Below are 22,201 nucleotides of genomic sequence, written 5' to 3' on the forward strand. Positions count from 1 at the left end.
CTCAGCTGCCTTGGCCCGATGAGGCGCGCGGGCGATGCCCCGGGCGCGCCATCAGCAGATGGGAGACCCCGATCGAGCGCTCCAGGAAGCCGCCCTCGCAGTAGGCCAGGTAGAACTCCCACAGGCGGCAGAAGCGCGTATCAAAGCCCTGCGCCTGCACGTCGGGCAACCGGGCGAGGAAGCGCTGGCGCCAGGCGCGCAGGGTCAGCGCGTAGGAGTGGCCGAAGTCCTGCTGGGCGATCAGCTGCAGGTCGCTGGACCGCGTCTTGGCGGCCATGATCGCGTTGATCGACGGAATGAAGCTGCCGGGGAACACATAGCGCTTGATGTAGTCGACGCTGCGCCGGGCCTGCTCGTAGCGATGGTCCTCGATGGTGATGGCCTGCAGCAGGGCAACGCCATCAGGCTTGAGCAGGCGCTGCAGCGTGGCCATGTAGGTGTCCAGGTATTCCGCGCCGATGGCTTCGATCATCTCGATCGACACCAGCTTGTCGAACCGGCCCTGCAGGTCGCGGTAGTCCTGCATCAGCAGCGTGACCTGGTCCTGCAGGCCGGCTGCCTGCACGCGCTGGGCAGCCAGCGCGTGCTGCTCGGCGGAGATGGTGGTGGTGGTGACGTGGCAGCCGTAGTGCTGCGCGGCGTGCAGCGCAAAACCACCCCAGCCGGTGCCGATCTCCACCACGCGATCGCCCGGCCTGAGCTGGAGCTGCTGGCAGATGCGGTCCAGCTTGCGCCGGGAGGCGGATTCCAGCGACTCGTCTTCTGTGTCGAACAGGGCTGAGGAATACATCAGGTCCGGCGACAGGAACAGGGCAAAGAAATCGTTGCCAAGGTCGTAGTGCGCGGCAATGTTGCGGCGACTGCCCTCGCGGCTGTTGCGGCGCAGGCGGTTCCAGCCCCTCAACAGCCAGCCGCCCACGCGGGCCGGGCCACGTTCCATGCCGTCGAGCAGGTCGCGATTGCGCACCAGCAGCCGGATCAGTGCCACCAGATCATCGCAGTGCCATTCGCCCTGTATGTAGCTTTCACCTGCGCCCACGCTGCCCTGCGCTGCAACCTTGCGGTAGAACGCCGGGTCATCGATGGTGACGGTCACATGCAGTTCGCCATGGGCTTCGCCCAGCCAGACCTCGCCGAGTGCATCACGCACGCACAGGCGGCCGTCGCGCATGGGGGCAAGCTGTTGCAGCAGGCGGCGGCGCAGGAAGGCATCCAAGGCGCCGGGACGCGGCAGGGCGACCAGGGGAGTCATCGAGTTCATCGCGGTTTCTCGGCAAGGGCAGGGTGGTCATGCACGGGGTTGCGTTTCAGCCACAGCCGCAGCGCGTGCCAGTGGATGGCGGCCATCACCTGCATGGTCATCAAGGGATAGCAGGCCAGGACCCGGGCCAGCCCGCGGCCATCCAGGGCGTGTCGCCGCATGGCCTGGGTGGCATCAAACTGGCGAACGCCTTGGCGCCAGACCTGCATGTGCACACGCAGATCATCATCTGGGCGGTTGAACCGCCAGTCGTAGTGGCAATCCATCGGCATGAACGGCGAGACATGGAAGCGCTTGTCGAACCGCCAGCGCAGCGAGGTGCCTTCGTGCGTGGCCGTGGCGACTGGCAGCACATAGGCGTGCCGTTCCTTCCAGGGCGTATTGGTGATCTCGGCGACGATGCACTCCAGGGTGCTGCCATCGGACTGGTAGCAGTAGTAGAAGCTGACCGGGTTGAATACGTGCCCGGCGAAGCGAAGATGGGTGAGCAGGCGTACCGGGCCGGAAGGCCGATAGCCCAGGGTAGCCGCGGCATGGTCGCGCACCGCATCGGCCAGCGGTTGTGCGGGATCGCCGAAGTAGTCGCTGCGGCGGAACTCGGCCAGGTTGCGGCGATTGACCGACCACAGCCAGCGCCCGGCGAACACGGTCTCCAGCTCGTCCAGGTCGAGCAGCAGTTGCGCGATCGGATAGCGGAATGCGTGGGGCTGCGGATGATGCCGTCGGTGCATCACCTGCCCGAAGTAGAGTGCGCTGGCACTCACGCTGCCACCTCGCCGGGTGCAACGCTGTCACGGTGCGCGGTGCACCCGCGCATCGCGTCCACCACGCGGCGGGCGCTGCGGATGCCGTCTTCGTGGAAGCCCCAGCCCCAGTATGCGCCCGCGAACCAGGTGTGGCGGCGGCCCTGCAGCTCCGCCCAGCGCTGCTGGGCGCGGATGGCGGCATGATCGTGCACCGGGTGGGTATAGTGCAGCCTGCGCAGCACCTTGGCCGGATCGATCACCTCGCTGCGGTTGAGGGTCACGACCAGCGGGGTGTCACCGGGCAGTCCCTGCAGGAGGTTCATGCAATAGCTGACCGTACAGGGCGCGCCTGGATCCCTGGGCACGTGTGCATTCCATGCAGCCCATGCCTTGCGCCTGCGCGGCAGCAACGATGCATCGGTATGCAGTACTGCTTCGTTGGGCTGGTAGCGGATGGCGCCGAGCACTTCGCGTTCGACCGGATCGGCGTCACGCAGCAGGGCCAGTGCCTGGTCGCTGTGGCACGCCAGGATGACCTCGTCGAAACCCTCCACGCCGGCCGCGCTGTGCACGCGCGCGCCCCACGGCATGCGTTCGACCGAGTGAACAGGGCATTCCAGCCGCTCACGCACCCGCCAGCGGGCGCGAAGGGCATCGATGTAGCGTGCCGAGCCACCGCTGACTACCCGCCAGGGTGCGCGCCCGGTCATCTGCAGCATCTGGTGGTTGGCCATGAACTGTGCGAGGTAGCGGGCCGGGAACTGCATGACCGTGGCGGTCGGCGACGACCATAGTGCCGAAGCCATCGGCAGCAGGTGCTCTTCGATGAAAGCGGTGCCGTAGCGCTGGCGGCGCAGGTACTGGCCCAGTGTCGGGCCTTCGTCTTCCGCCAGCAGCAGCGGCGCATCCCGGTAGAACCGGCGCAGGTCGGCCAGCATTCCCCAGAAGCGAGGCGAAACCAGGTTGCGACGTTGGCAGAACAGGCCATCCAGCGAAGTGGCGTTGTACTCGACGCCACTGCGCTCGCTGTGCATGGAGAAGCTCATGGTGGTCGGCTGCGAGGCCACACCCAGTTCTTCGAACAGTGCCGTCAGCAGCGGGTAGTGCAGGGGATTGAAGACGATGAAACCGGTATCCACCGCCATGCGCATGCCGCCCACCTGCACGTCATGGGTGTGGGTATGTCCGCCCAGGTAATCGTTGGCCTCGAACAGCGTCACTTCGTGTTCGCCGTCCAGCCACCAGGCGCTGGCCAGGCCGGCAATGCCGGAGCCGATGATCGCGATGCGCATGTCAGTACCTCGCTTTGGCCAGGACCCACTCGGGGATGGGCTTTAGCCCTCTCACCAGGCCCATGGCCGCCATTGCGCGCAGGCCGTACCAGGTCAGGTCGATCTCCCACCAGCGGAACCCCTGGCGGACGGTGCCAGGGAAGAAATGGTGGTTGTTGTGCCAACCCTCGCCGAAGGTGAGCAGCGCCAGCCAGAGGTTGTTGCGGCTGTCGTCACGGGTCTCGAAGCGCCGCCGGCCAAAACGATGGGCCAGCGAGTTGATGGTGACGGTGGCGTGGAACAGCACCACGGTGGAAATGAAGAAGCCCCACACCAGCAACTGCGGGCCAGAGGTGTGCAGTCCGGGCGCCCAGCGCTCCAGGCCGGCGCCGAGAGCGTACAGTGCGGCAGCCAGCAGCACCGGCACCGCCGTATCAAAGCGGTCCAGCCAGCGCAGCTCCGGGAAGCGCGCCAGGTCAGGCACGCGCGATAGATCCGTGGCGAATGCCTCGCGGGTGAGGAACCAGCCCATGTGGCTGCGCCAGAAGCCGCCCTCGCGCGGCGAGTGCGGGTCCAGCGGTTGGTCGGCATGCCGATGGTGATGGCGATGGTGGGCGGCCCACCACAGCGGCCCACGTTGCACGCTGGACGCGCCGATCACCGCGAACACGAACTGCACCGTTCGCGATGCCTGGAACGTCCGGTGCGAGAAGTAGCGGTGGTAAAAGGCGGTGATCGCAAACATGCGCACTGCGTAGAGGGCTGTGGCGACGATCACTGCCGTCCACGAGATGCCTACCCAGATCACCGCGATGCAGGCCAGGTGCATCAACGCGAACGGTACGGCGCGCAGCCAGTCGATGCGTCCGGGCTCGCCAGCGGCGTGGTCCGCAGCGCTGCCGGTGTCGACCCAGCGCTTCAGGGTGCGCAGCAGGTGCCAGCGTCGGCGGGGGAGGGGCGCTACAGAGGCCATGGCGGATCTCGGCGGGTGTCGTGTCTTCCTCTACGCAGCAGTGCGCGCAATGGATGCGGCCGGCTGTGGAGAATTTCGGCTTCACTTGGGCATCACGCTGCAGCGCCCGACCAGGGGCTGCGTCCAGGCCTGTTGCCATTCGTTGGCGGACCGCTCGGCCACCGGCGAGCTGAAGCGCACCGTGACCTGTGGGTAGGTGCCGCGGGTATCGCGCAGGTTGCTGGTTCCGCGGAATTCCAGCAGGCGGCGGTCGGCGCTGGCATAGACCAGCGACAGGCGCGGCGCGATGCCGCCGTACCAGGTGTCCAGACTGACCTCGATGGCCTGGGCGTCGATGCCCTGCCAGCGAACAGGGCCGGTACGCCGCACCTGCACCGGGAAGAAGCGCTGCCGCCCCGGCACCAGGAAGGGCAGGCTGATGCGTTCACCCCGCAGCAGCGCTGGCCAATGCTGGCGCACCGCGGCGTCGAAGCCCGTGTCGATCACCGCATCCGGTGCCAGCTCAAGCCGACGCTGACGCAGCTCGCTGGCGGCATCTTCTTTCCAGGCGATCGACACCGACTCGCCACTGGCGTCGACTTCAGCGGTTTGCCCGCTACGGCTGTCCTGCAGCGAATAACCCCGGGCCTGCGGGCGGGCGCTGGCCGGCAGATGCTTGCGGGCGAAGGGGCGGCCATCCGGGCACTGATAGAGCACCCAGCGCTCGGCACCCTCCGATGGGCCGCGCCGCCAGTGCACTTCACGATAGAGCAGATCGCCCTGCGCCGAGGTGGCCACGCCCTCGTTGCGCAGCCAGGGCGCCGCCAGCGCGGCATGGGGCAGGCACAGCAGCAGCCAGGCAGTGCGCATGGTGTTCATCCGGTAGGGAGGCTCATGTCATACGGCGGGCGCGGCTGCTTGGATGCACAGTGCCTGCTGCATCCAATGGCCGCCCCTGCGCGTAGAGAGGACAGACCTTCACCTGCCCGCCGCTCACGCAGATGTACCCTGACGCTGCCAGCACCCTCCTCAACTTCGATACCGCACGCACCGTGTCCAGTTCCCAGCAGCCCAGCAGCGAGCCGACGAACTGGGCCGATGACATGGACAGTGTGGCGCGGCTGCGCGACCGCGACTGTTTCATGCGGATCTATGACTACTTCATGCCGCGGCTGTGCGTGTATCTGCGTGGCCTGGGGGCACCCGACGCCGTGGCCGAGGAAATGGCGCAGGAGTGCCTGCTGCGCCTGTGGTTGCGGGCGGCCGAGTATGATGCAGCCCAAGGCGCGCTGAGTACCTGGCTGTACCGGATCGCGCGAAACCTGCATATCGACCGCATCCGTCGCGAGCGCAGCTGGATGCGGGTGCAGGCAGCGGTGGAAGACGCCGCGGCCGTGGACATGATCGAGCGCAGCAGCGCCGAGCAGTTCGCCGACCAGGCGCGCCTTCGCCAGCGCATCAACGAGCTTCCCGCCGTGCAGGCGAGGCTGGTGCGGATGTCCTATTTCGAGGCGAAGAGCCACAGCGAGATTGCCCAGGCGCTGGGCATGCCGCTTGGAACGGTAAAGTCACACCTGCGACGTGCGTTCCTGCAACTGCAGGCCAAAGTGGGAGGTGCGCTGTGAATCCGCATCACCACCTGCACGAATCCACGCTGATGAGCTATGCCGCCGGCGCGCTGCCGGCGCCGTTGAGCATCGTGGCCGGTGCCCACCTTGAGCAGTGCCCCCACTGCCGCCAGCGCCTGCGCGATGCCGAGGCGATCGGCTCGGTGCTGCTGGAGCAGACCCAACCGCCCGCAGCCGATGCGCGTCGCGAGCAGTTGCGCGAGGCCATGCTGATGCAGTTGGCCTCGGAAGTGCCGAGCGCCATCGCCGGAACCAGGCGCCCTGTGCCGAGGGAGCGGCCCGAGGCCGATCCGGACCATCTGCCCGCCTCGTTGCATCCTTACTTCGGCGCTTCGCTCAGTGCCCTGCGCTGGCGCTGGATGGCGCCCGGCGTGCACTGCATCAGGGCTGAGCAGATGCCCTCGCTGATCATGCTGAAGATTGCCCCGGGCAAGTGCCTGCCGATGCACAGCCATGGCCGCAGCGAACTGACCCAGATCCTGCGGGGCTCGTACAACGACGCGCTGGGGCTGTTCGCGCCGGGCGACGTGGCGGACCTGGACGAGGAGGTGGAGCATCAACCGGTAACTGCACCCGGTGTTCCCTGCATCTGCGTGTCAGCGCTGGACGCGCCGTTGGTGTTCAGTGGCTGGTTGGCGCGGAAGATCCAGCGTTTCGTGAAACTCTAGCGTGGCTGCGACCATGACCGGGAAAAGTGCGTTGAGGATTCTGTTGACCGGTGCTGCGGGCCTGGTGGGGCAGGGTGTTGCGCTGGCCTGCCAGCGCTCGCCGCAGGTGGCCCACCTGACTGCCCTGGTCCGCAGGCCGGGCAGCCTGAACGGGCCTGGCAGCGAACTGATCGTCCCCGATTTTCTGCATATGCAAGGCCGGCATGAGCAACTGGCCGGCTTCGACGCATGCTTCTACTGTGCCGGTGCGCCACCGGTCGGCACGGCAGAGGCCGAGTATCGACGCGTGACCCTGGACATCACGCTGGCGGTTGCACGCGCCTGGGCGGCGGCGAATCCCGAGGGGCGCTTTCTATATGTATCCGGTGCGGGTGCGGATCCGCAGAGCCGGGTAATGCCGCTGAGGGTCAAGGGCGAGACCGAAGTGGCATTGCAGGCCCTGCCGGTGCGCACGGTGATGCTGCGCCCCGGAGGCGTTCGTCCGGTCCCGGGTACCGGCACCCGTCATGCACTGCTGAAGCCGCTGTACTGGGGCGGTGCGCCATTGATGAAACTGGCCGGCGCCGTTGCGCCGTCGTTGATGACCAGCAATCTGGCGCTGGGCCAGGCGATGATCGCACTGGCCGGGCGGGAGCATCCGCCGGGCACGGTGGAATGCGCGGACATCAACCGGATCGCTGCTGGCGCGCGCGATCCGGCGTCCTGATCTCAGAGTGGCACCGTCTCCAGCGCGGTGCGCACCGCGGTCGCCAGGTCACTGCGGGTAAACGGCTTCGGCAGCAGTGCAACGGCCCGTCCCTGGCTGCCCACCTGGTCGTGGTCGCGCGGATAGCCCGACGTGAACAGGACGGCGACTTCCGGCCAGCGTTCACGGACTTCACGCACCAGCTCCCAGCCCGACATGCCGGGCATCACCACGTCAGAGAACAGCAGGTCCACTTTGGTATCAGGGCGTTCCAGCAGCCGCAGTGCGGAGGGGCCGTCGTGGGCTTCCAATACCCGGTAGCCCAGCAGCCGCAGTGCATCCACCGTGTGGGCGCGGACATCGTCGTTGTCCTCGGTCACCAGGATGGTTTCCTCGCGCGGCGAGTAGCCCGCCAGGCCGGTCTGCGGGGTGCGCGCTTCGGAGGGCAGGGCCAGCGGTGAGCGCGGGAACATCATGGTGATACTGGTGCCGCCGCCTTCCACCGAATCGATCAGTACGTGGCCGCCTGACTGCTTGACGAACCCGTGCACCATCGACAGGCCCAGGCCGGTGCCACGGCCAACCTGCTTGGTAGTGAAGAAGGGTTCGAAGACCCGGGCAAGCGTCGCCGCATCCATGCCGTGGCCGTTGTCACGCACCCGCAGCATCACGTACTCGCCCGGCGTCGCATCCGGGAACAGCGCAGCGTAGTCGTGGTCGAGGTGGCTGTTGTCGACCTCGATCACCAGCCGGCCGCCGTGCGGCATCGCATCGCGGGCATTCACCGCCAGGTTCAGTACGGAGGCCTCCAGCTGGCTGACGTCGATCTCGACACACCAGATGTCCTCGGCGCTGCGGATCTCCAACTGCACCAGCTCACCCAGCGCACGCTGCAGCATGTCGTGCATGTCCAGCAGGCGCTCGTTGAGGTTGGCGGCCTGGCTGCGCAGCGGCTGGCGGCGGGCAAATGCCAGCAGACGCTGGGTCAGGCTCGCGGCACGGCCGACACCCTTCAGTGCATTGTCCAGCGCACGGCTCACCATCGCTCCGGGTTCGCCCGCGCGCTCGCTGAGCAGCATGGCGTGTTCGACGTTGCCGGATATGACCGTCAGGATGTTGTTGAAATCATGTGCGATGCCGCCGGTGAGCTGGCCGACCGCCTCGATTTTCTGTGACTGGCGCAGCGCATGCTCAGCCTGCACGCGCGCGGTGGTTTCCACGGCCTCGGAGACCACCGCGGTGACCACGCCCTCCGTATCGAGTAGTGGACGGAACGAGAAATCGAAGCTGCGCCGCCCGGTCGGCAGTTCCAGTTCCAGCGCATGCAGTGAACTGCGGCCCTGTACCGCTGCGGCCACGGCCCGATCGATCAGCGCGCTGATGCCCTCGGTGGTGCCGAACCAGACCGATTCGGCGAAGCGTTGGCCAACGACGTCCTTCTTGTCTGCCAGCACCGCGGCCAGTGACGCGTCATTGGCATCGACCACGCGTCCGGACAGATCCAGCAGCACCTGGTGCTGGAAACTGGATTCGAAGATCGCCTGCAGTCGCCGCTTGCTGGCGCGCAACTCGGCCGTGCGTGCCTGTACCTGCTGCTCGAGCAACTGGTTGTCTTCGCGCAGGGCCAGCTCGGCCTGCTTCAGCAGCGAGACGTCGCTGCCCAGGCAGATATACCCGGCCACGCTGCCATCGGCGGCATGCTCAGGCACGCAGTCCATCTGCACGAATCGTGATTCGCCGCTGCGATGGATCAGTTCGACCTGGAAGCGGGTGCGCTCGCCCTGCAGTACCCGTTCCAGGCTGGGCATGGCGTGCTCGAAGGCGGAAATGCCGCTGACATCCCGAGCCGGCCGACCCAGCAGTTCTGCAAGGCTGAATCCATGCCAGTCCAGGAACGCCTTGTTGGCAAACCGGTAGCGATGGTCCTTGTCCAACTGGGCGATCAGCGCCGGGACGGCATCGGTGACCTGCTGCAGCTGGGCCTGGCTTTCGTTCAGCGCGGCCTGCGCATTGGCCAGCTGGGTGCGCTCGTGCGCCTCTTGGCGAGCGCGGCGGATGGCGTCGGGCAAGCGTTGCAGGCGTTGCTTCACCACGTAGTCGCGGGCGCCGCGCGTGAGTGCCTGTACCGCCAGTTCCTCGGTCAGGGTGCCGGAAACAAAGATGAAAGGCGTCTGCGGCACGCGCTCGCGCGCCAGGGCAAGTGCTGCGTCACCATCGAAGCCTGGCAGGACATGATCGGCGAGGATCACGTCGAACGGGCGGTTTTCGATGGCCTCGATGAACGCGTTGCGGGTCCACAGGCGCTCGGCCTCGAAATCGAGGCCGGCACGCTGCAGCTGGGCGCTGATCAGCTCCGCATCAAGCGCGCTGTCCTCCAGCATGAGGATGCGCAGGCGCTCGCTGCGGCGCGATCCATCACGCATTGCGCTGCCCCGAACCGTTGGGCCGATGCGGTGGCGGCTGGTTGGTGATGCCCCAGAACATGCCCAGGCCCTGGATGGCGTCGAAGAATTCCTTGAAGTCGACCGGCTTGACCACGAATGCGTTGACGCCCAGTTCGTAACTGCGCACCAGGTCCTGCTCTTCGCGCGAGGAGGTCAGCATCACCACCGGCGTGCTGCTCAGGTACGGGTCGCCACGGACCTGCTCCAGTACCTCCAAGCCATTGACTTTGGGCAGCTTCAGGTCCAGCAGCACGACCACCGGGCCGCCGTGCATGGCACCGGCGAACTTGCCTTCGCAGCGCAGGTAATCCAGCGCTTCGGCGCCGTCGCGTACATGGATGACATCGTTCAACAGCTGGCAGCGCTCAAGCGCGGCCATCGTCAGCTCTGCATCCTTGGGGCTGTCCTCTACCAGGAGGATCGGCCGCAGGTCCCTCATGGGTGTTCTCCTGTGGAGCGGGGTAGGGTGAAGTGAATGGTCGCGCCCTTGCCGGGCTCGCCCTCGGCCCAGGTACGGCCGCCATGGCGGCCGATGATGCGGCGTACGTTGGCCAGGCCGATGCCGGTGCCTTCGAATTCTTCCACATGGTGCAGGCGCTGGAACACACCGAACAGCTTGTCGACGTAACGCATGTCGAAGCCGCAGCCGTTGTCGCGCACGAAGAAGTGATCTTCGTCGTCGCTGCGGTCGTGCCCAATCTCGATCATCGCGTGCTCACGCTCGCGGGTGAACTTGATCGCGTTGGCCAGCAGGTTCTGCCATACCAGGCGAAGCATCGTCGGGTCGGCTTCCACTTCCGGCAGCGGCGCGAGCGTCCACTGCACGTCGCGGCCGGCGTAATCCAGCGCCAGGCTCCGGCGCACGTCCTCGGCCAGCGCAGCCATGTCCAGCCGCACCCGCCCCAGCGTGGAGCGTCCCATCTGCGAGAAGCTGAGCAGGTCATCCACCAGTGTGCCGGCGGACTTTGCCGAATCGACGATCGTATCCAGGAAGCGGCGCTCGGTCTCGTTGAGGCGGTCGCCCGCCGAGCTGCCAAGCAGCTCCGAATAGCCCACGATGTGGCGGAAGGGGGCGCGCAGGTCGTGGCTGACCGAATAGGAAAAGGCTTCCAGTTCCTTGTTGCTGCGCAGGAGCTGCTCGTTCAGTTCCGCCATCTCCTCGGCCTTGCGCAGCACGATATCGACGATGGCCGTGCGCATCTCGTGTGCCGCATCGCAGTCGGCGTCGGTCCACGGCAGGCTGCGCTGCCGCACGGTCTCTTTCCAGGCGTCGAAGGAGCTCCGCGGGGAGAGTGCGACGCCGGGCGCTGCGGTCTTGCGGGGGTCTCCCCCCCAGCGCACGGTTCGCACCACCTCCGGCCGGAACCACATCAGGTAGCTGTCATGCAGCTGCGAAATGGACACTGCCAGCAGGCCGCTGGCTACATCGGCCAGGTGCGCGGCAGGCGACCAGTCGGCGGCAAGGTGGTCGGTGCAGTAGGTTTCCTGGCCGGCCTGCCGGGTAGCCAGCCAATCGGCCAAGGCCAGCACGTCGCTGGCGGGGGGGCACTCACCCACGCGCATACAGTCGCCCTTGTGCACGATAGCAGCCCCGGCCGCGCCGGTCAGCGACAGCAGGCTGCCTTCATCCTGGCGCAGGGCCGCCATGAATTCTTCGTCGCCGGCCATGCGGCCCAGCAGCTTGACCAGTATCGAGCGACGCGCGACGCGTTCTTCAATCGCGAGCGCGCGCTCCTTCAGTGCAATCTGCAGCGACAGGATCTGGCCCATGAACTCGCAGGCGGTACGCACGTGATAGGGCAGGCGGCGGGGCTGCACGGTGTGGCAGGACACCAGGCCCCATAACCGCCCCTCATGTACCAGTGACACCGACATCGACGCCCCGGTCCCCATGTTGCGCATGTACTGAAGATGCACGGGGGACACGCTGCGCAGCACGGCCAGGCTCAGGTCGGTCGGTGGCGCCTCGCGGTGGTCTTCGGCCCGCATCAGCGGGGTAGGGGTATAGTTGTTGTCCGCGATCAGGCGCACCCGGTTCCGGCGGTACAGTTCGCGGGCCTGTGCGGGAATGTCCGACTCGGGGAAGCGCAGGTCAAGGTAGGATGGCAACAGGCCATTGCCATCTTCGGCCACCACGATGCCATTCCAGCCGGCATCGAATTGATAGACCAGGGTGCGGTCAAAGCCGGTGAGCCGCCGCATGTGCGCGGCCGCAAGCCTGCACAGGTCTTCCACCGTCGCTGCCGATTCAATGCCGGTCATCAGCTCGCGGATGGCTGGATACAGTTCTTCCAGCGAGCCGGGCTGCCCGGGAACCGGTGCCTCCAGCTCAACCAGAAGGTCCGTGGCGGAGCGGTGCACCAGCAGCTGATGGCGGCCGTGCCCATCCAGGTGCACGGCACCGACATGCGCGCTGCTGCCCACCGTCGCCTGTTGCAACACGCCCTGGAACGGCGCCAGCACGCCGCCCAGCACCTCACTGACGTGCTGCATCAACGGTTCGCCAAACTGCTTCAGCAGCCCTGGATGGCTGATGGCGCGCTCGCGTACCTGCAGCGACTGCGGTTCAACGACCAGAAGCACACCGTAGGGTTGGATCGCGCCGGGGGTGTGGATCGGTTCGCGCGCGCAACTGGACAGGGCAGCGCCGGGCGCGGATTCGGCAGAAGGCATCAAGGGCGGGACTCATGATTCGTGGATGGCTGGAAAGGCCCGGCACTGCATCCGGTGTGCATGAATGGTGAAGCAAAAGCGTGCCGCCGCATACCACCATGTGAATGTGAAGAACCTTTCATTCAAACCTGAATTCTTCATCTACGCAGCGACGGATGAACTGGAAGGCGTCTGTCGCGCCCATGCATGCCTGTGCGCGCTCCTCGGCACTTAGAACGAGGACATCCAGCTCCTCCCGCTCGCGTCTCCAGTATTCGGCCACACCGAGCTCGGAAGGACGCAGGTGGCGCGCCCCGTACCCGGCATGAAGCTGCAACGCAGCGGCCATCTTCAACAGCACGGACGCTCCCAGCGTCGAGCCCTCCGCCACGTAGCGCCAGCCCAGAACGGTCGCTTTCGAGAATGCTTGAGGCTGCGGTTGCCAGGCATGGGGTACCGGCATGGAAGCGCCGAGGTCGCGAAGATCCTCCTCGATCAGCGGCAAGCGGGTCGCGCCCGGATCCTGCATCCGGTACAGCGGCGCAACGGCGCTATGGAAGTGCCATTGCACGCGCAGGAAGCAGAGGTAACGCTGGCGCGACGCGAAGATGTGTTGCTGCAACAGGTGCTGGTCGAGGCGATCGTGGGCCGCTCGGGTGTGCGCTTTCAGGGCGGCGCTGAGGGCAATGGGGTGATCGGGTTGTGCTGGCAATGTGGATGTAGGCATCGGCGCGCACCCTAGCAGATTTCGATGCAGAGACCGGTGCAGGTTTCGCGGCCAGCACATCTGCGCTGCACGCCAGCTAGACAGCGGCTGCCCTACGGTGACTGCAATTCCAACAGATGCCACGCCCGTGAACCTGCAGACCGCACCCGCGCCCCAGTACCGTATGCTCCCTGACAGCTGCCAATTTGAATTGCTGGATGTGGATGCACTGCAGGATCCAGCCAGTGGCCGGCTGCTGCACCTGTACTCGCTGGTAGCGCGTTGCCTTTCCTGCGAGACGATCTTCAAGGCAGAAGAAGGGCAGGGCCTGGTCAGCCATACCGCGGCGCGGGTAGTGCGGTGCCCCACCGGTTGCGGGCAGCAGGCGTTCAAGCCGGCCCTGCTGCGGACCTGGCGCCCGCAGGCCGTGGCCCAGGCGTGAACGCTGGATCCGCGTGTCACAGCAGCCCTGGATTGGCCCGCCAGACGGCGAAGTTGAGCGCCGAGGCGAACGAAATCCAGGCAAGGTAAGGAAGCAGCAGCACCGCCGCAAGCCGGCGGATGCGCGCGAACGTGACGATCGTCGCGCACACCAACACGATCAATACAAGAATGTCGGCGAAGGCAAGCGCGCCCAGCTTCCAGCCGAAGAACAGCCAGCTCCATAGCGCGTTGACGGCCAGCTGCACCAGATAGAGCAGCAGCGCGGGCCGTGCGCCGCGCCAACCGCGTTCGCGCCAGACCAGCCACGCGGCAACCGCCATCATGGCGTAGAGCAGTGTCCACACCGGGCCAAAGACGCTGGCCGGTGGTGCCCATGCGGGGAGGGCAAGGCTGGCGTAGAAGCTTGCTGCGGACGTGGACGCCCACGCCCCCAGGGTTGCCGCGACGAAGGTGATCGCCACCCATCCCAGAAGTCCGGAAACCTGTGAACTCCGCTTCATACCGTGCAGCTCCTTGATACGTATGCGGCCTGTCTACGCACAGGGGCAGCGAATGGATGCAGGCTGTCGGCCTTCAATCTGAAGAGCCGACGGCACCGGCTCCCTGGCTCGCTGGCAGCAGGGAAGGTCGCTGGTCAAACCACTCCCTTGCCTTCGCCAGGTGCCATTGGCGCTGGTCACCGTCCAGCTCGATGCTCGCACCCAGCAGCCCCCAGCGCAGGTAGAGATCACCGCGCTTGCGCTGGTCGAGCAGATCCAGCCGCGCGCGTACCGAAAGCCGATCGTTCTCGGCCTGCAGTCCATCGATGATCAGATGGCCCGGGCGCCAGCGCAGCGTCGCCCGTGCCTGCACCTGGCCGGAATCCAACAGCGACAGGGTCCAGCGCGGGTAGTCGGTACGCTCTGCGAACAGTGCAAGCAACGGCCGGGCATCGCTGAGATCCAGATCCGTGGTGGCATCGACCTGGAAGGGCGACTGCGCGTCGATGCGGCCACGCTTGAAGGCCACGCGGCCTTTCCATGCGCTTGCCCGCTCTGCGCCCGCCACCTGCACATTGCGAAGTTCGACGGTGGTGCCGGACAGATCGAAATGACGCTGATTGAAGTCACCGCGGCGCAGTGTTGCCTTCACGTCGATGTCGCCGCCCATATCCAGTCCTGCCACCTTGGCACTGGCATTGCGCCCCAGCAGCCGGGCAGTGCCATGGCCGACGCGTCCATCGGTGTCGAGCGTGGCATCGCCGCTCAGGCTGCCGGTGCCACGGAGCAGTCGCACCTGCGGCGAGTCCAGGTAGCGGTTGTAGGCGGCCAGGTCGGGAATCGTTGCTTGGCTGAAGCGCAGGTGCGCGCGGACACCCTTGCGCAGCTCCTGCAGGCGACCATCACCGGTCAGGTCCAGGGCCAGATCACGGCCGTCGAACAGGCGCACATCCTTGGCATCGGTTGGCCGTGCAGTGAATCGTGGCAGCCGGACAGCCAGCTGTGCCTGGCTGGGGCTGCCGGCCTTCAATTCGCCATGGGCGCTGGCCGTGCCCGCCAGTCGTACGCCGGCGACTTCGGCCACGGCTTCGGCGGCCGGAATGTCCACGGTGCTGCCTTCGATCAGTTCGCCGTTGCGCACGCGCAGATCCGCTTTCAGCGTGCCACCGCCGTCCAGCTGCAGCCACGGCTTGCGAACGAACAGGGCAGGGATCCAGTTGAGCGAAGTGAACGTCCATTCGCCGCGCACGGTACCAGAGCTGCGTTCCAGCAGCTGGGCGGGCTGCTGGAAGGGGATTTCCCGGCCACGGACGCGCAGATCCGCATCCACTTCACTGCCTGAGCCGGGCTTGGGCGGCAGGCGGGCCTGCAGGCGCAGGTCGTTGGACACATTGAGCTGCAGGGCCAGGACGCCGCGATTGGGGGCACCATCACCCAGGTAGAGCGGCACCTGCCAGATTGCGCGGTCCCCGGGCTGCAGCTGGCCGTCGATCAGGTGCAGCGCCAGCTGCAGGCGTCCGGGTACGGGCGCGCTGGAGATCTTCGGCGTTGTGGCATCCGTGTCCATGCGCAGGCCCTGGCTGCGGGCGTCGACCTCAAGCTGGGCATGCAGCAGCTTCAACTTGGCCAGACCGGGCGCCTGGTCCCGATAGTGGCGCGGATAGCTGAAGCGCGCTGTGAGATCCATGTCGCCCAACAGCTGCACGCCGTCAAAACTGGTGTCCGCATCGCTGAACGCCACCTCGGATTCGAAGAGCTCCGACGGCCCGCCGCGCAGCTGCTTGAGGAAGCCCACCGTACCCCGGCCCTTGCCAATGATCAGCAACTTGCCAAAGCGTGCGCTGCGGATGCTGTCGCTGTGGATGGCGTCGAAACGGAGCGTCCAGCCGCGGTCGCTGCGCGGCGGTGGCGGGATGGCTTCTTCGACGCGGCTGATCTCGGCGGAAACCCCCGTCGCCTGCAAGCGCGGAACCCGCACCTCGCGCTGGAACAGGGGCAGCACCGCCAACCGGGCGCTGGCGCGCTCGGCATGCAGCACGTAGACCGTGTGGTTCACGTGGCCGCGCATGTGCACGTTCCAGGCGATGACATGGCCGGGCAGCAGCGTGATGGCCGGGCCGGTGGTCATCACGAACTTGTGCGGCTTGCGGTTGGTGACCTGATCGAACAGTGGCGTATTGAGGAAGATGTTGCCGGCCAGCAGGTACAGCAGGTAGATGCCCAGCAGGACGTAGGCGGGAACGCGCCACCGTCGAAGCCGCTGCGGGATGTGCACGGAAACAGGAGACATCTACTGCTCTGAGGGCCGGAATTTCCACAACTATTGCGGAGCCGATGGCGGTGGCGCGTGAAGCAGCTGCGGGGCGGGCGCTGGATTCTGGTAGTGTCCGGCCTGGTCACGACCACAAATCTGCAGGAGACGCATGGAGATCCGGCCCGCCCGTGCAGGCGATTTCGACGCGATGTGGGGCATGTTCAAGACGGCCATTGCGGCGCAGGATGCGCTGCCCTTTGCCGGCTCTTTTGAAGTCGAAACGTTTCGCGCGCATTGGCTCCTGCCGCAGACACCTTATGTGGCCGTTCTGCAGGGGCGGGTGGTGGGCATGTACAAGATGGGCCCGAACTTCCCTGACCTCGGGGCGCATGTGGCCAGCGCCACGTATGTGGTGGATGCGTCGGCACAAGGGCAAGGTGTGGGCCGGGCCCTGGTGGAACACAGCCTGGAGCGGGCGAGGGCGGAAGGATTCCTGGCCATGCAGTTCAATTACGTGGTCAGTACCAATGCCCCGGCCGTGGCGCTGTACCGGAAGCTGGGGTTCGATGTGGTGGGAACGCTACCGAAGGCGTTCCGGCATGGGACGCTGGGTCTGGTGGATGTCTTTGTGATGCACACGTTCCTGTGATGCGATGCGTTGGTCGCACGTGGTCGGCGATATCCAGCCGAGGCTGGCTGCACAATTCCTGAGGATGTCCCTTGAATCCATTGGTACAGTTTTTGCTGAGCCTGCTGGCGGGTGCGTTCCTCTTTCTGTTGGCTGTGGGGCACGACTACTGGAAGCGCCTGCGTTGGCTCTTCGGATGGGATCCCAATCTGGGCCATGAATCTGCAGACAAGCTCATTTCCATCGCCAACAGGACGGTGCTGGTGACGGCCGCCTTGCTGTTGGTTTGGGCGGTGACAGGCCCATCCCCGTACCGGAGGAACTGGGAGATGGAGGTTTGGGGTTTGGCGGCCGGCACGTTGATTGCGTATGTGGCGCTCATCCTCAGCGCATCGACGCGGTCCCGCACCTAGATGGCATGGAGCTCGCCGGCATGGAACGGCCCAATAGCGTGACGCGTCACGACCATTGAGTGGCTACGGCTGGGGTGCCAGAACGCGCTCCTGAGGCCTCGGTTGTTGGTGCCGAATCGGCGAAAGCGCTCTTGCCAGGCTGGCGTGCAGCCACGGCAAGATCAGCGGCAAAACTACGCCCGCAAAGCCGTCTTTACCCGCCACTGTCAGATCCGCAAGATCCTTTGCCATTCGTGCAGAGGTTGAGGGAAGCCCAAAGGGCGGTTGGCAGTGATCGAATCACTGACAATCAGGCCGGCGCCTGGAGTGGATCAGGGGCGTGTGTCAGCGTTCCTAGATCCTGTCCCAAAATGCGAGCCTGTACGATCAATGGCTTACGAGGAACTCCTCCTCTCAAGCATTCCTTGCAGCAAGGGTCGGGCGTCACAGTGACACGATGTTAGGTCAGATCTCGCGCTAGTGACACAAACTTCGCCCATTGTAAAAGTGAACAGTTTTTCAGCAAAACTTAGTATAAAAACTATATTATTCAACAGCTTGCATTGCCCGAACGATCAGTCCGTGCTATCACCTCTGAACCTTTGACGTCGGGGTTCATAGCATGGCGTGATTCGGCAGCCGTCTTGGCTGAAACGCAGAATGGCCCGGGTGGCAGCCCGAGCCATTCCAAAAAATAGGTTTGTGGTTCCTATGCCGCTCAGCCTCCCACTTTGCTCTCCCGTCGTCAAGAGGGCTGGACAGCTGCTGTCTTCTGCCAGAGGACAGTTCAATGAAAACGCCAAGAAGAACGAAAAGTGTTGCCCCGGATCTGAAGATCAGAAAGGGCCTAGTGGTTGTATGTGAGGGGCGAGCAGTCACGGTGGTGAGCATTCACGGGGAAGGCCGAATTCACCTAAAGGTGAACGGCACCTCCGAGTTTTTGTGGGCGGACGCCAGCATGATCTCTCCCTTTGTCGCAGATTCCCAACAACGCTCTGTGCGAGCTTCGGTTGATGCTGATCCTGACGCGGAAATTCAATCACAGCGGTGGTGCGACGCGCTTGCGTGCCTATTAGTTAAGCATCCGGGGAGAGTCCCTAGTGCAGGGTACGCGGAACTTGCACATGAGATGGGGGTGAGTGCGCGTACCGTAAGGCGGAAGCTCAAGGCCTACCTTCAAAATCCGATTCCCGCATCACAGTTGAACTGCATGCCTGGCCCGCTCCCCGGCAGTCGCCGGCTTGCCCCCGTTGTTGAAAGCTTGATTGATAGAGCAATTGAGGAGGTCTATCTATCGCGAGAGAAACGCCCGGTGGCTGCTGTGGTACGTCGTCTGGGCAGACTGGCTGCAGAGGCTGGAGTCGTCGCGCCTGGAAGAAGAGCAGTCCTCGCGCGCATCGCTCAACGTGATCCACTGGCCGTGGCCAAGAAGCGGTTAGGTAGTCACGAGGGAATGGCGCGCCAAGCGCCTTCAGTGAATGGACTGAGGGTGTCCAGGGCTCTAGAGGCGGTACAGATCGATCACGCTCTCGTCGACCTAATCGTGGTCTCCAGCGTAACTAGAAAGCCAATTGGTCGACCATGGCTCACGGTTGCAATTGATGTCTACACGAGGTGCATCCTGGGCTACTACCTTAGCTTCGATACACCGAATCAGACGTCAGTGGCCCATACGCTCGAACATGCCTTTTTTCCGAAAGGTGCATGGATGAAGAAGTTGGGCGTCGACGTCTCTTATCCCATGTTTGGGAAAGCCGAGTGCATTCATTGGGATAACGCGAAGACGTTTCAGGCGAAGGGTGTAAAGGCACAGTGCGAGCGATATGGAATTCGCATCCAGGAGAGGCCAGTGCGTAGTCCGCACTATGGAGCCTATGTGGAACGCGTGATAGGGACCATGATGGGGGCGGTTCATTTGTTGCCAGGGACGACGTTCTCGAACGTGAAAGCGCGTGGCGACTACTCGTCCGAGAAGCGTGCAGCAATGTCTTTCAACGATCTTGAGAGGTGGCTTGCGGAAGAAATCGCCGGGCACTATCACAATAGGCCCCACCGGGGTCTGGGAGGGGGGACTCCCGCGGCGGCGTGGGAGGATGCTTGGAAGGGAAGCAGTGGGGAGAATTTGATCCCTCCAATCATCGGGGACCAAAGAGGTTTCTTGCTAGCTTTCTTCCCTTCTGTAACGAGGCGGGTTGGACGAGACGGCGTAGTGGTCAATGGCCTTCGCTATTGGGATCCGTGCCTAGCGCCCCTCATCAATGATCGACAGGACCATCAAATCCACTTCAGCCAACGCGACCTGAGCAAGGTGTACCTGATGCAGGGGGATAGTTTTATCGATGTTCCTCTGCTCGACAGATCACAAGGCGCGTTTTCTCTATGGGAAGTGCGAGAGGCCCGATCTGAGCTGAGGGCCAGAGGAAGGGCGGCATTTGAAGAGGCTGAAGTTTTTGAGGCGATCGAACGCCAGCGATCAATCGTTGTAGAGGCAGAGAGATCATCTAAGGCAGCAAGAAAGAAGATTGCGAGAATGCCACTGGTGACCCAAAGCGCTGAAAAGCCTAAAGTCGATTACACACGCGGTGTGTCTCCTTTCAGCTGGGATGACGGGGTGGTCGAATGAACGGCCCCAAGGTCAATCAGCCAACGACGAATCAGGATTCTAGTCGGAGAGGGTTGGGGCTAGTTCACTCGTTTCGTTTTATACCGCACCCGGCTGCGGTCACCTATCTGAAGCTTGCCAGTCATCTCCGTAGGCATGAGGCCGGTAGGGATCGACCCAAGTGTGTCCACCTGGCCGCCGGGCCGGGTGCAGGAAAGACGCGGCTTCAGGTGCACTATTTGGAGCAGGTCGCGCCGCTTGCACATGATTCCCCCGCAAGGCAGAGGGAGGTGATTTATGTAGAGGCGCCCTATGACGGTCACCACAGCAAGTTGGCACGGTCGATCATCGATGCGTGCTTACCGGGGGGGTATGTCGTGCGTAGGCCATCCCTGCTGTGTGAAACTGCCCTGACATTGTTGTCTGGGTGCGGAGTCCGTCAGATTCTTATAGACGAGGCAGGAAACCTTCTCAATGCTGGTAGATCAACACAGCAGCAAGCTTTGGCTTTTATCAAAGCGATCTCAAATAGAGGGGTGACCATCTCGATTGCCTCAACCATGAACCTAGTCAACGTGCTGGCGGCAGACGAGCAACTGCAATCGCGCTTCACACGCGTGGAGATCCCACTCTGGACTGAGTCCCAGTCGTTTCGCTCGTTTCTTGCCAGTGTTGAAGCAGAGCTGGGTCTGCCTCAGCCCTCCGGGCTGGATGATCAGGCGACCGTGCGCTGGATGGTCTCGCGCGGCTGCTGCTCAACTTCAAAAGTGCTTGAGGTGATATCTGCAGCCAGGAGACTGGCGGAGGCAGAGCGACTGCCCCGTATAGACGTGGCCCTCCTAGAGCGAGCATTTGGACACGGATTTGTGGGGGAGGGGGCATAGAATGGACATCACGGATCTTCCAGTCTTTCCCGGCGTCTACCCCGGTGAAAGTGTTCGCTCCTGGCTGGATGCGACCCGACGCTGTCTAGGATTGAGCGAGGATGACTGGTGGGACTGGTGCGCCTGCGATCCTCATGAGCCGGAGAGACCTCTAGGTCGGAGAGCGTGGCGTGGACTTCCGCCTGGGCTGGGGTCGGTTGAGGTTGTACCTGTCGATTTTCGAATCGGCCCCAGATTGCGTGTACTACGGTGCACTTCTTGCAGGGTAAAGGAGCCTTGGGGAGAGCGGTTTCCCGTGGCAGCCGCGTGGCTTGATGTGAGAACTATCTGTTGCGAGGATCATGGCTTGCTGCTAGGTGACAGCTTGCCTTGGGCGCAAGTGAGCATCCATGAGCATGATGAATTACTGCGTTGGCATCTGTGGCTCAAAGAGTGGCGGGTTGACGAATACATCGGCCAGCTTGAGAGGCACTTCAGGCGCGATCTCCTGCTTGCCGGGGCTCGCAACTGGGGACCTGATCGCGGTCCTATTGCTAGTACGGAAGCTGACTGGGAACTGCGGGAGAGGGGATGGTTGAAGGGTCCACCTGGTCGCCGCCATGAGCCAGGTGAGCCTTGCAGGGTGGGTTCGCTTGAAAGGGCGGATCGTCTCTCCGCGCTCTTTGGTGCCTGGAGGGCGTGGCTTGCAATTCGGGGGGAGCTCGCCGTAGCGCTTCCACGCTGGCCGCTTAATGCCTGGGTATGGCTTGAGCGCCGTTGGCGAAATCGAGGGTACTGCGAGTACGGAAAGCAGCTATCCGGAGTGGTCGACACATTGTCCCGTCGCCGGGACGCATGGCGGAGTCATCTTTCATCTTCATATGTTCGAAGGTGATGCGATGACGCACGACCTCGTCGATGACTGGAGATGATCGAGGGATCCGGGGATGCGGCTCCAGTACGCGCTCCCGATCGGCGCCAAGTCACTAAGAAATAGCTGAACCATCAAGGTCGTGCCGCCATGTCGCGGTGGCGCGAAGCAGAAGTTTGCAGAGTTGTCGGCATGAGGGCTATCGCAATGCTGTAGCCATCGACTTCGGCGTCTAAGTTCGTCCCGTAGCGCTTGTCCTGCTGAAGCTTGATTCAAGCCGCTGCGCAGAAGCGCGGCAGACGCGCCTCTTACGGCGTACCAGGCGAGATAGCGGCGACGTCCGAGCGAATGCTCTGCCCATAGCTCCGCGAGCGCACTATCACTTGCTAGCTCGATCGGCAGATCAAGGCGGTGCTGGCCTAGGAGGTGCAGCAAGTACTCGAACGATTCAGCATCTACCAAAGAGCGCCATATTGTTGAGCACTCCAGTTGCCAGCTGTCGCGTGACTGGTAGGCAGATATCGCACGTTGAAGAGCTGCGCAAAGCTGGTCGCTGGTAAAGCCGGCTGAATGGTACTGCCAGCACCATGGTCCTAGCAGGGATCTTCTTGCCATCCGGCTGCCTTCGTTGATGGCCGAGAAGACTATCGCCTCT

The 22,201-nt window shown here is 64.2% G+C and carries 19 protein-coding genes; 8 read left to right on the top strand and 11 right to left on the bottom strand.

Annotated features, from left to right (window positions below; translation table 11 throughout):
- Position 1: 1 nt before the first annotated feature.
- The 5 genes from AC5P66_RS08695 to AC5P66_RS08715 all read right to left on the bottom strand — a co-directional run bounded on the left by AC5P66_RS08695 (position 2) and on the right by AC5P66_RS08715 (position 5,100).
- Positions 2-1,261, bottom strand: coding sequence for an SAM-dependent methyltransferase (locus tag AC5P66_RS08695; protein ID WP_049439626.1), 1,260 nt, complete (start codon positions 1,259-1,261; stop codon positions 2-4).
- A complete protein-coding gene (locus tag AC5P66_RS08700; protein WP_495216196.1) occupies positions 1,258-2,025 on the bottom strand; it encodes a DUF1365 domain-containing protein in 768 nt (255 codons plus the stop codon). Before AC5P66_RS08700 ends, AC5P66_RS08695 begins: the two co-directional genes overlap by 4 nt.
- Entirely contained in the window at positions 2,022-3,299 is a 1,278-nt protein-coding gene (locus tag AC5P66_RS08705) for an NAD(P)/FAD-dependent oxidoreductase (RefSeq protein WP_495216197.1), read from the bottom strand. Before AC5P66_RS08705 ends, AC5P66_RS08700 begins: the two co-directional genes overlap by 4 nt.
- A gap of 1 nt (position 3,300) precedes the next feature.
- Entirely contained in the window at positions 3,301-4,251 is a 951-nt protein-coding gene (locus AC5P66_RS08710) for an acyl-CoA desaturase (protein WP_495216198.1), read from the bottom strand.
- 81 nt (positions 4,252-4,332) lie between these two features.
- Complete coding sequence (locus AC5P66_RS08715) at positions 4,333-5,100, bottom strand: hypothetical protein (RefSeq protein WP_069138702.1); 768 nt, start codon at positions 5,098-5,100, stop codon at positions 4,333-4,335.
- Between the two features lie 131 nt (positions 5,101-5,231).
- Between AC5P66_RS08715 and AC5P66_RS08720 the strand changes: the two genes are divergently transcribed.
- From AC5P66_RS08720 to AC5P66_RS08730, 3 genes are read left to right on the top strand one after another with little or no spacing between them, the layout of a single operon-like run.
- Entirely contained in the window at positions 5,232-5,855 is a 624-nt protein-coding gene (locus tag AC5P66_RS08720; RefSeq protein ID WP_069138570.1) for a sigma-70 family RNA polymerase sigma factor, read from the top strand.
- Positions 5,852-6,526 carry a ChrR family anti-sigma-E factor gene (locus AC5P66_RS08725; RefSeq protein ID WP_005416514.1) on the top strand — a complete coding sequence of 225 codons (675 nt, stop codon included), beginning with the start codon at positions 5,852-5,854 and terminating at the stop codon, positions 6,524-6,526. Before AC5P66_RS08720 ends, AC5P66_RS08725 begins: the two co-directional genes overlap by 4 nt.
- 13 nt (positions 6,527-6,539) lie before the next feature.
- The gene (locus AC5P66_RS08730) at positions 6,540-7,232 is read left to right on the top strand and encodes an NAD-dependent epimerase/dehydratase family protein (RefSeq protein WP_069138701.1); all 693 of its coding nucleotides are present in this window, start codon (positions 6,540-6,542) and stop codon (positions 7,230-7,232) included.
- 2 nt (positions 7,233-7,234) lie between these two features.
- On the opposite strand, the gene AC5P66_RS08735 is transcribed toward AC5P66_RS08730, so the two are convergent.
- The 4 genes from AC5P66_RS08735 to AC5P66_RS08750 all read right to left on the bottom strand — a co-directional run bounded on the left by AC5P66_RS08735 (position 7,235) and on the right by AC5P66_RS08750 (position 13,034).
- On the bottom strand, positions 7,235-9,634 hold the full coding sequence (locus AC5P66_RS08735; RefSeq protein WP_005416516.1) for a hybrid sensor histidine kinase/response regulator: 2,400 nt from the start codon (positions 9,632-9,634) through the stop codon (positions 7,235-7,237).
- Positions 9,627-10,094 carry a response regulator gene (locus tag AC5P66_RS08740; protein ID WP_005416517.1) on the bottom strand — a complete coding sequence of 156 codons (468 nt, stop codon included), beginning with the start codon at positions 10,092-10,094 and terminating at the stop codon, positions 9,627-9,629. The genes AC5P66_RS08735 and AC5P66_RS08740 overlap by 8 nt, the downstream gene beginning before the upstream one ends.
- Positions 10,091-12,328: an ATP-binding protein gene (locus tag AC5P66_RS08745; protein ID WP_495216199.1), complete on the bottom strand. Its 2,238-nt coding sequence runs from the start codon at positions 12,326-12,328 to the stop codon at positions 10,091-10,093. Before AC5P66_RS08745 ends, AC5P66_RS08740 begins: the two co-directional genes overlap by 4 nt.
- Positions 12,329-12,446: 118 nt before the next feature.
- On the bottom strand, positions 12,447-13,034 hold the full coding sequence (locus tag AC5P66_RS08750; RefSeq protein ID WP_495216200.1) for a biliverdin-producing heme oxygenase: 588 nt from the start codon (positions 13,032-13,034) through the stop codon (positions 12,447-12,449).
- 127 nt (positions 13,035-13,161) lie between these two features.
- Between AC5P66_RS08750 and AC5P66_RS08755 the strand changes: the two genes are divergently transcribed.
- Positions 13,162-13,455 (top strand): hypothetical protein, encoded by a 294-nt coding sequence (locus AC5P66_RS08755; RefSeq protein ID WP_053496649.1) that lies wholly within the window; start codon positions 13,162-13,164, stop codon positions 13,453-13,455.
- Between the two features lie 16 nt (positions 13,456-13,471).
- Here the strand turns inward: AC5P66_RS08755 and AC5P66_RS08760 are convergent, their stop codons facing one another.
- Both AC5P66_RS08760 and AC5P66_RS08765 read right to left on the bottom strand, forming a co-directional pair.
- A complete protein-coding gene (locus tag AC5P66_RS08760) occupies positions 13,472-13,957 on the bottom strand; it encodes a TspO/MBR family protein (protein ID WP_005416521.1) in 486 nt (161 codons plus the stop codon).
- 73 nt (positions 13,958-14,030) lie between these two features.
- Positions 14,031-16,226, bottom strand: coding sequence for an AsmA family protein (locus AC5P66_RS08765; RefSeq protein ID WP_495216201.1), 2,196 nt, complete (start codon positions 16,224-16,226; stop codon positions 14,031-14,033).
- Between the two features lie 133 nt (positions 16,227-16,359).
- On the opposite strand from AC5P66_RS08765, the gene AC5P66_RS08770 reads away from it, so the two are divergent.
- The 4 genes from AC5P66_RS08770 (at position 16,360) to AC5P66_RS08785 (ending at position 20,696) form a co-directional block, all read left to right on the top strand.
- Entirely contained in the window at positions 16,360-16,839 is a 480-nt protein-coding gene (locus AC5P66_RS08770; protein ID WP_495216202.1) for a GNAT family N-acetyltransferase, read from the top strand.
- Positions 16,840-16,910: 71 nt separating this feature from the next.
- On the top strand, positions 16,911-17,231 hold the full coding sequence (locus AC5P66_RS08775) for a hypothetical protein (protein WP_495216203.1): 321 nt from the start codon (positions 16,911-16,913) through the stop codon (positions 17,229-17,231).
- 1,114 nt (positions 17,232-18,345) lie between these two features.
- The gene (locus AC5P66_RS08780) at positions 18,346-19,833 is read left to right on the top strand and encodes a TnsB C-terminal domain-containing protein (protein WP_495216204.1); all 1,488 of its coding nucleotides are present in this window, start codon (positions 18,346-18,348) and stop codon (positions 19,831-19,833) included.
- Positions 19,830-20,696 carry a TniB family NTP-binding protein gene (locus AC5P66_RS08785; protein ID WP_495216205.1) on the top strand — a complete coding sequence of 289 codons (867 nt, stop codon included), beginning with the start codon at positions 19,830-19,832 and terminating at the stop codon, positions 20,694-20,696. The genes AC5P66_RS08780 and AC5P66_RS08785 overlap by 4 nt, the downstream gene beginning before the upstream one ends.
- The last annotated feature ends 1,505 nt before the right edge of the window (positions 20,697-22,201 follow it).

The sequence above is a fragment of the Stenotrophomonas sp. YJH_SMC_122 genome (assembly GCF_059369535.1).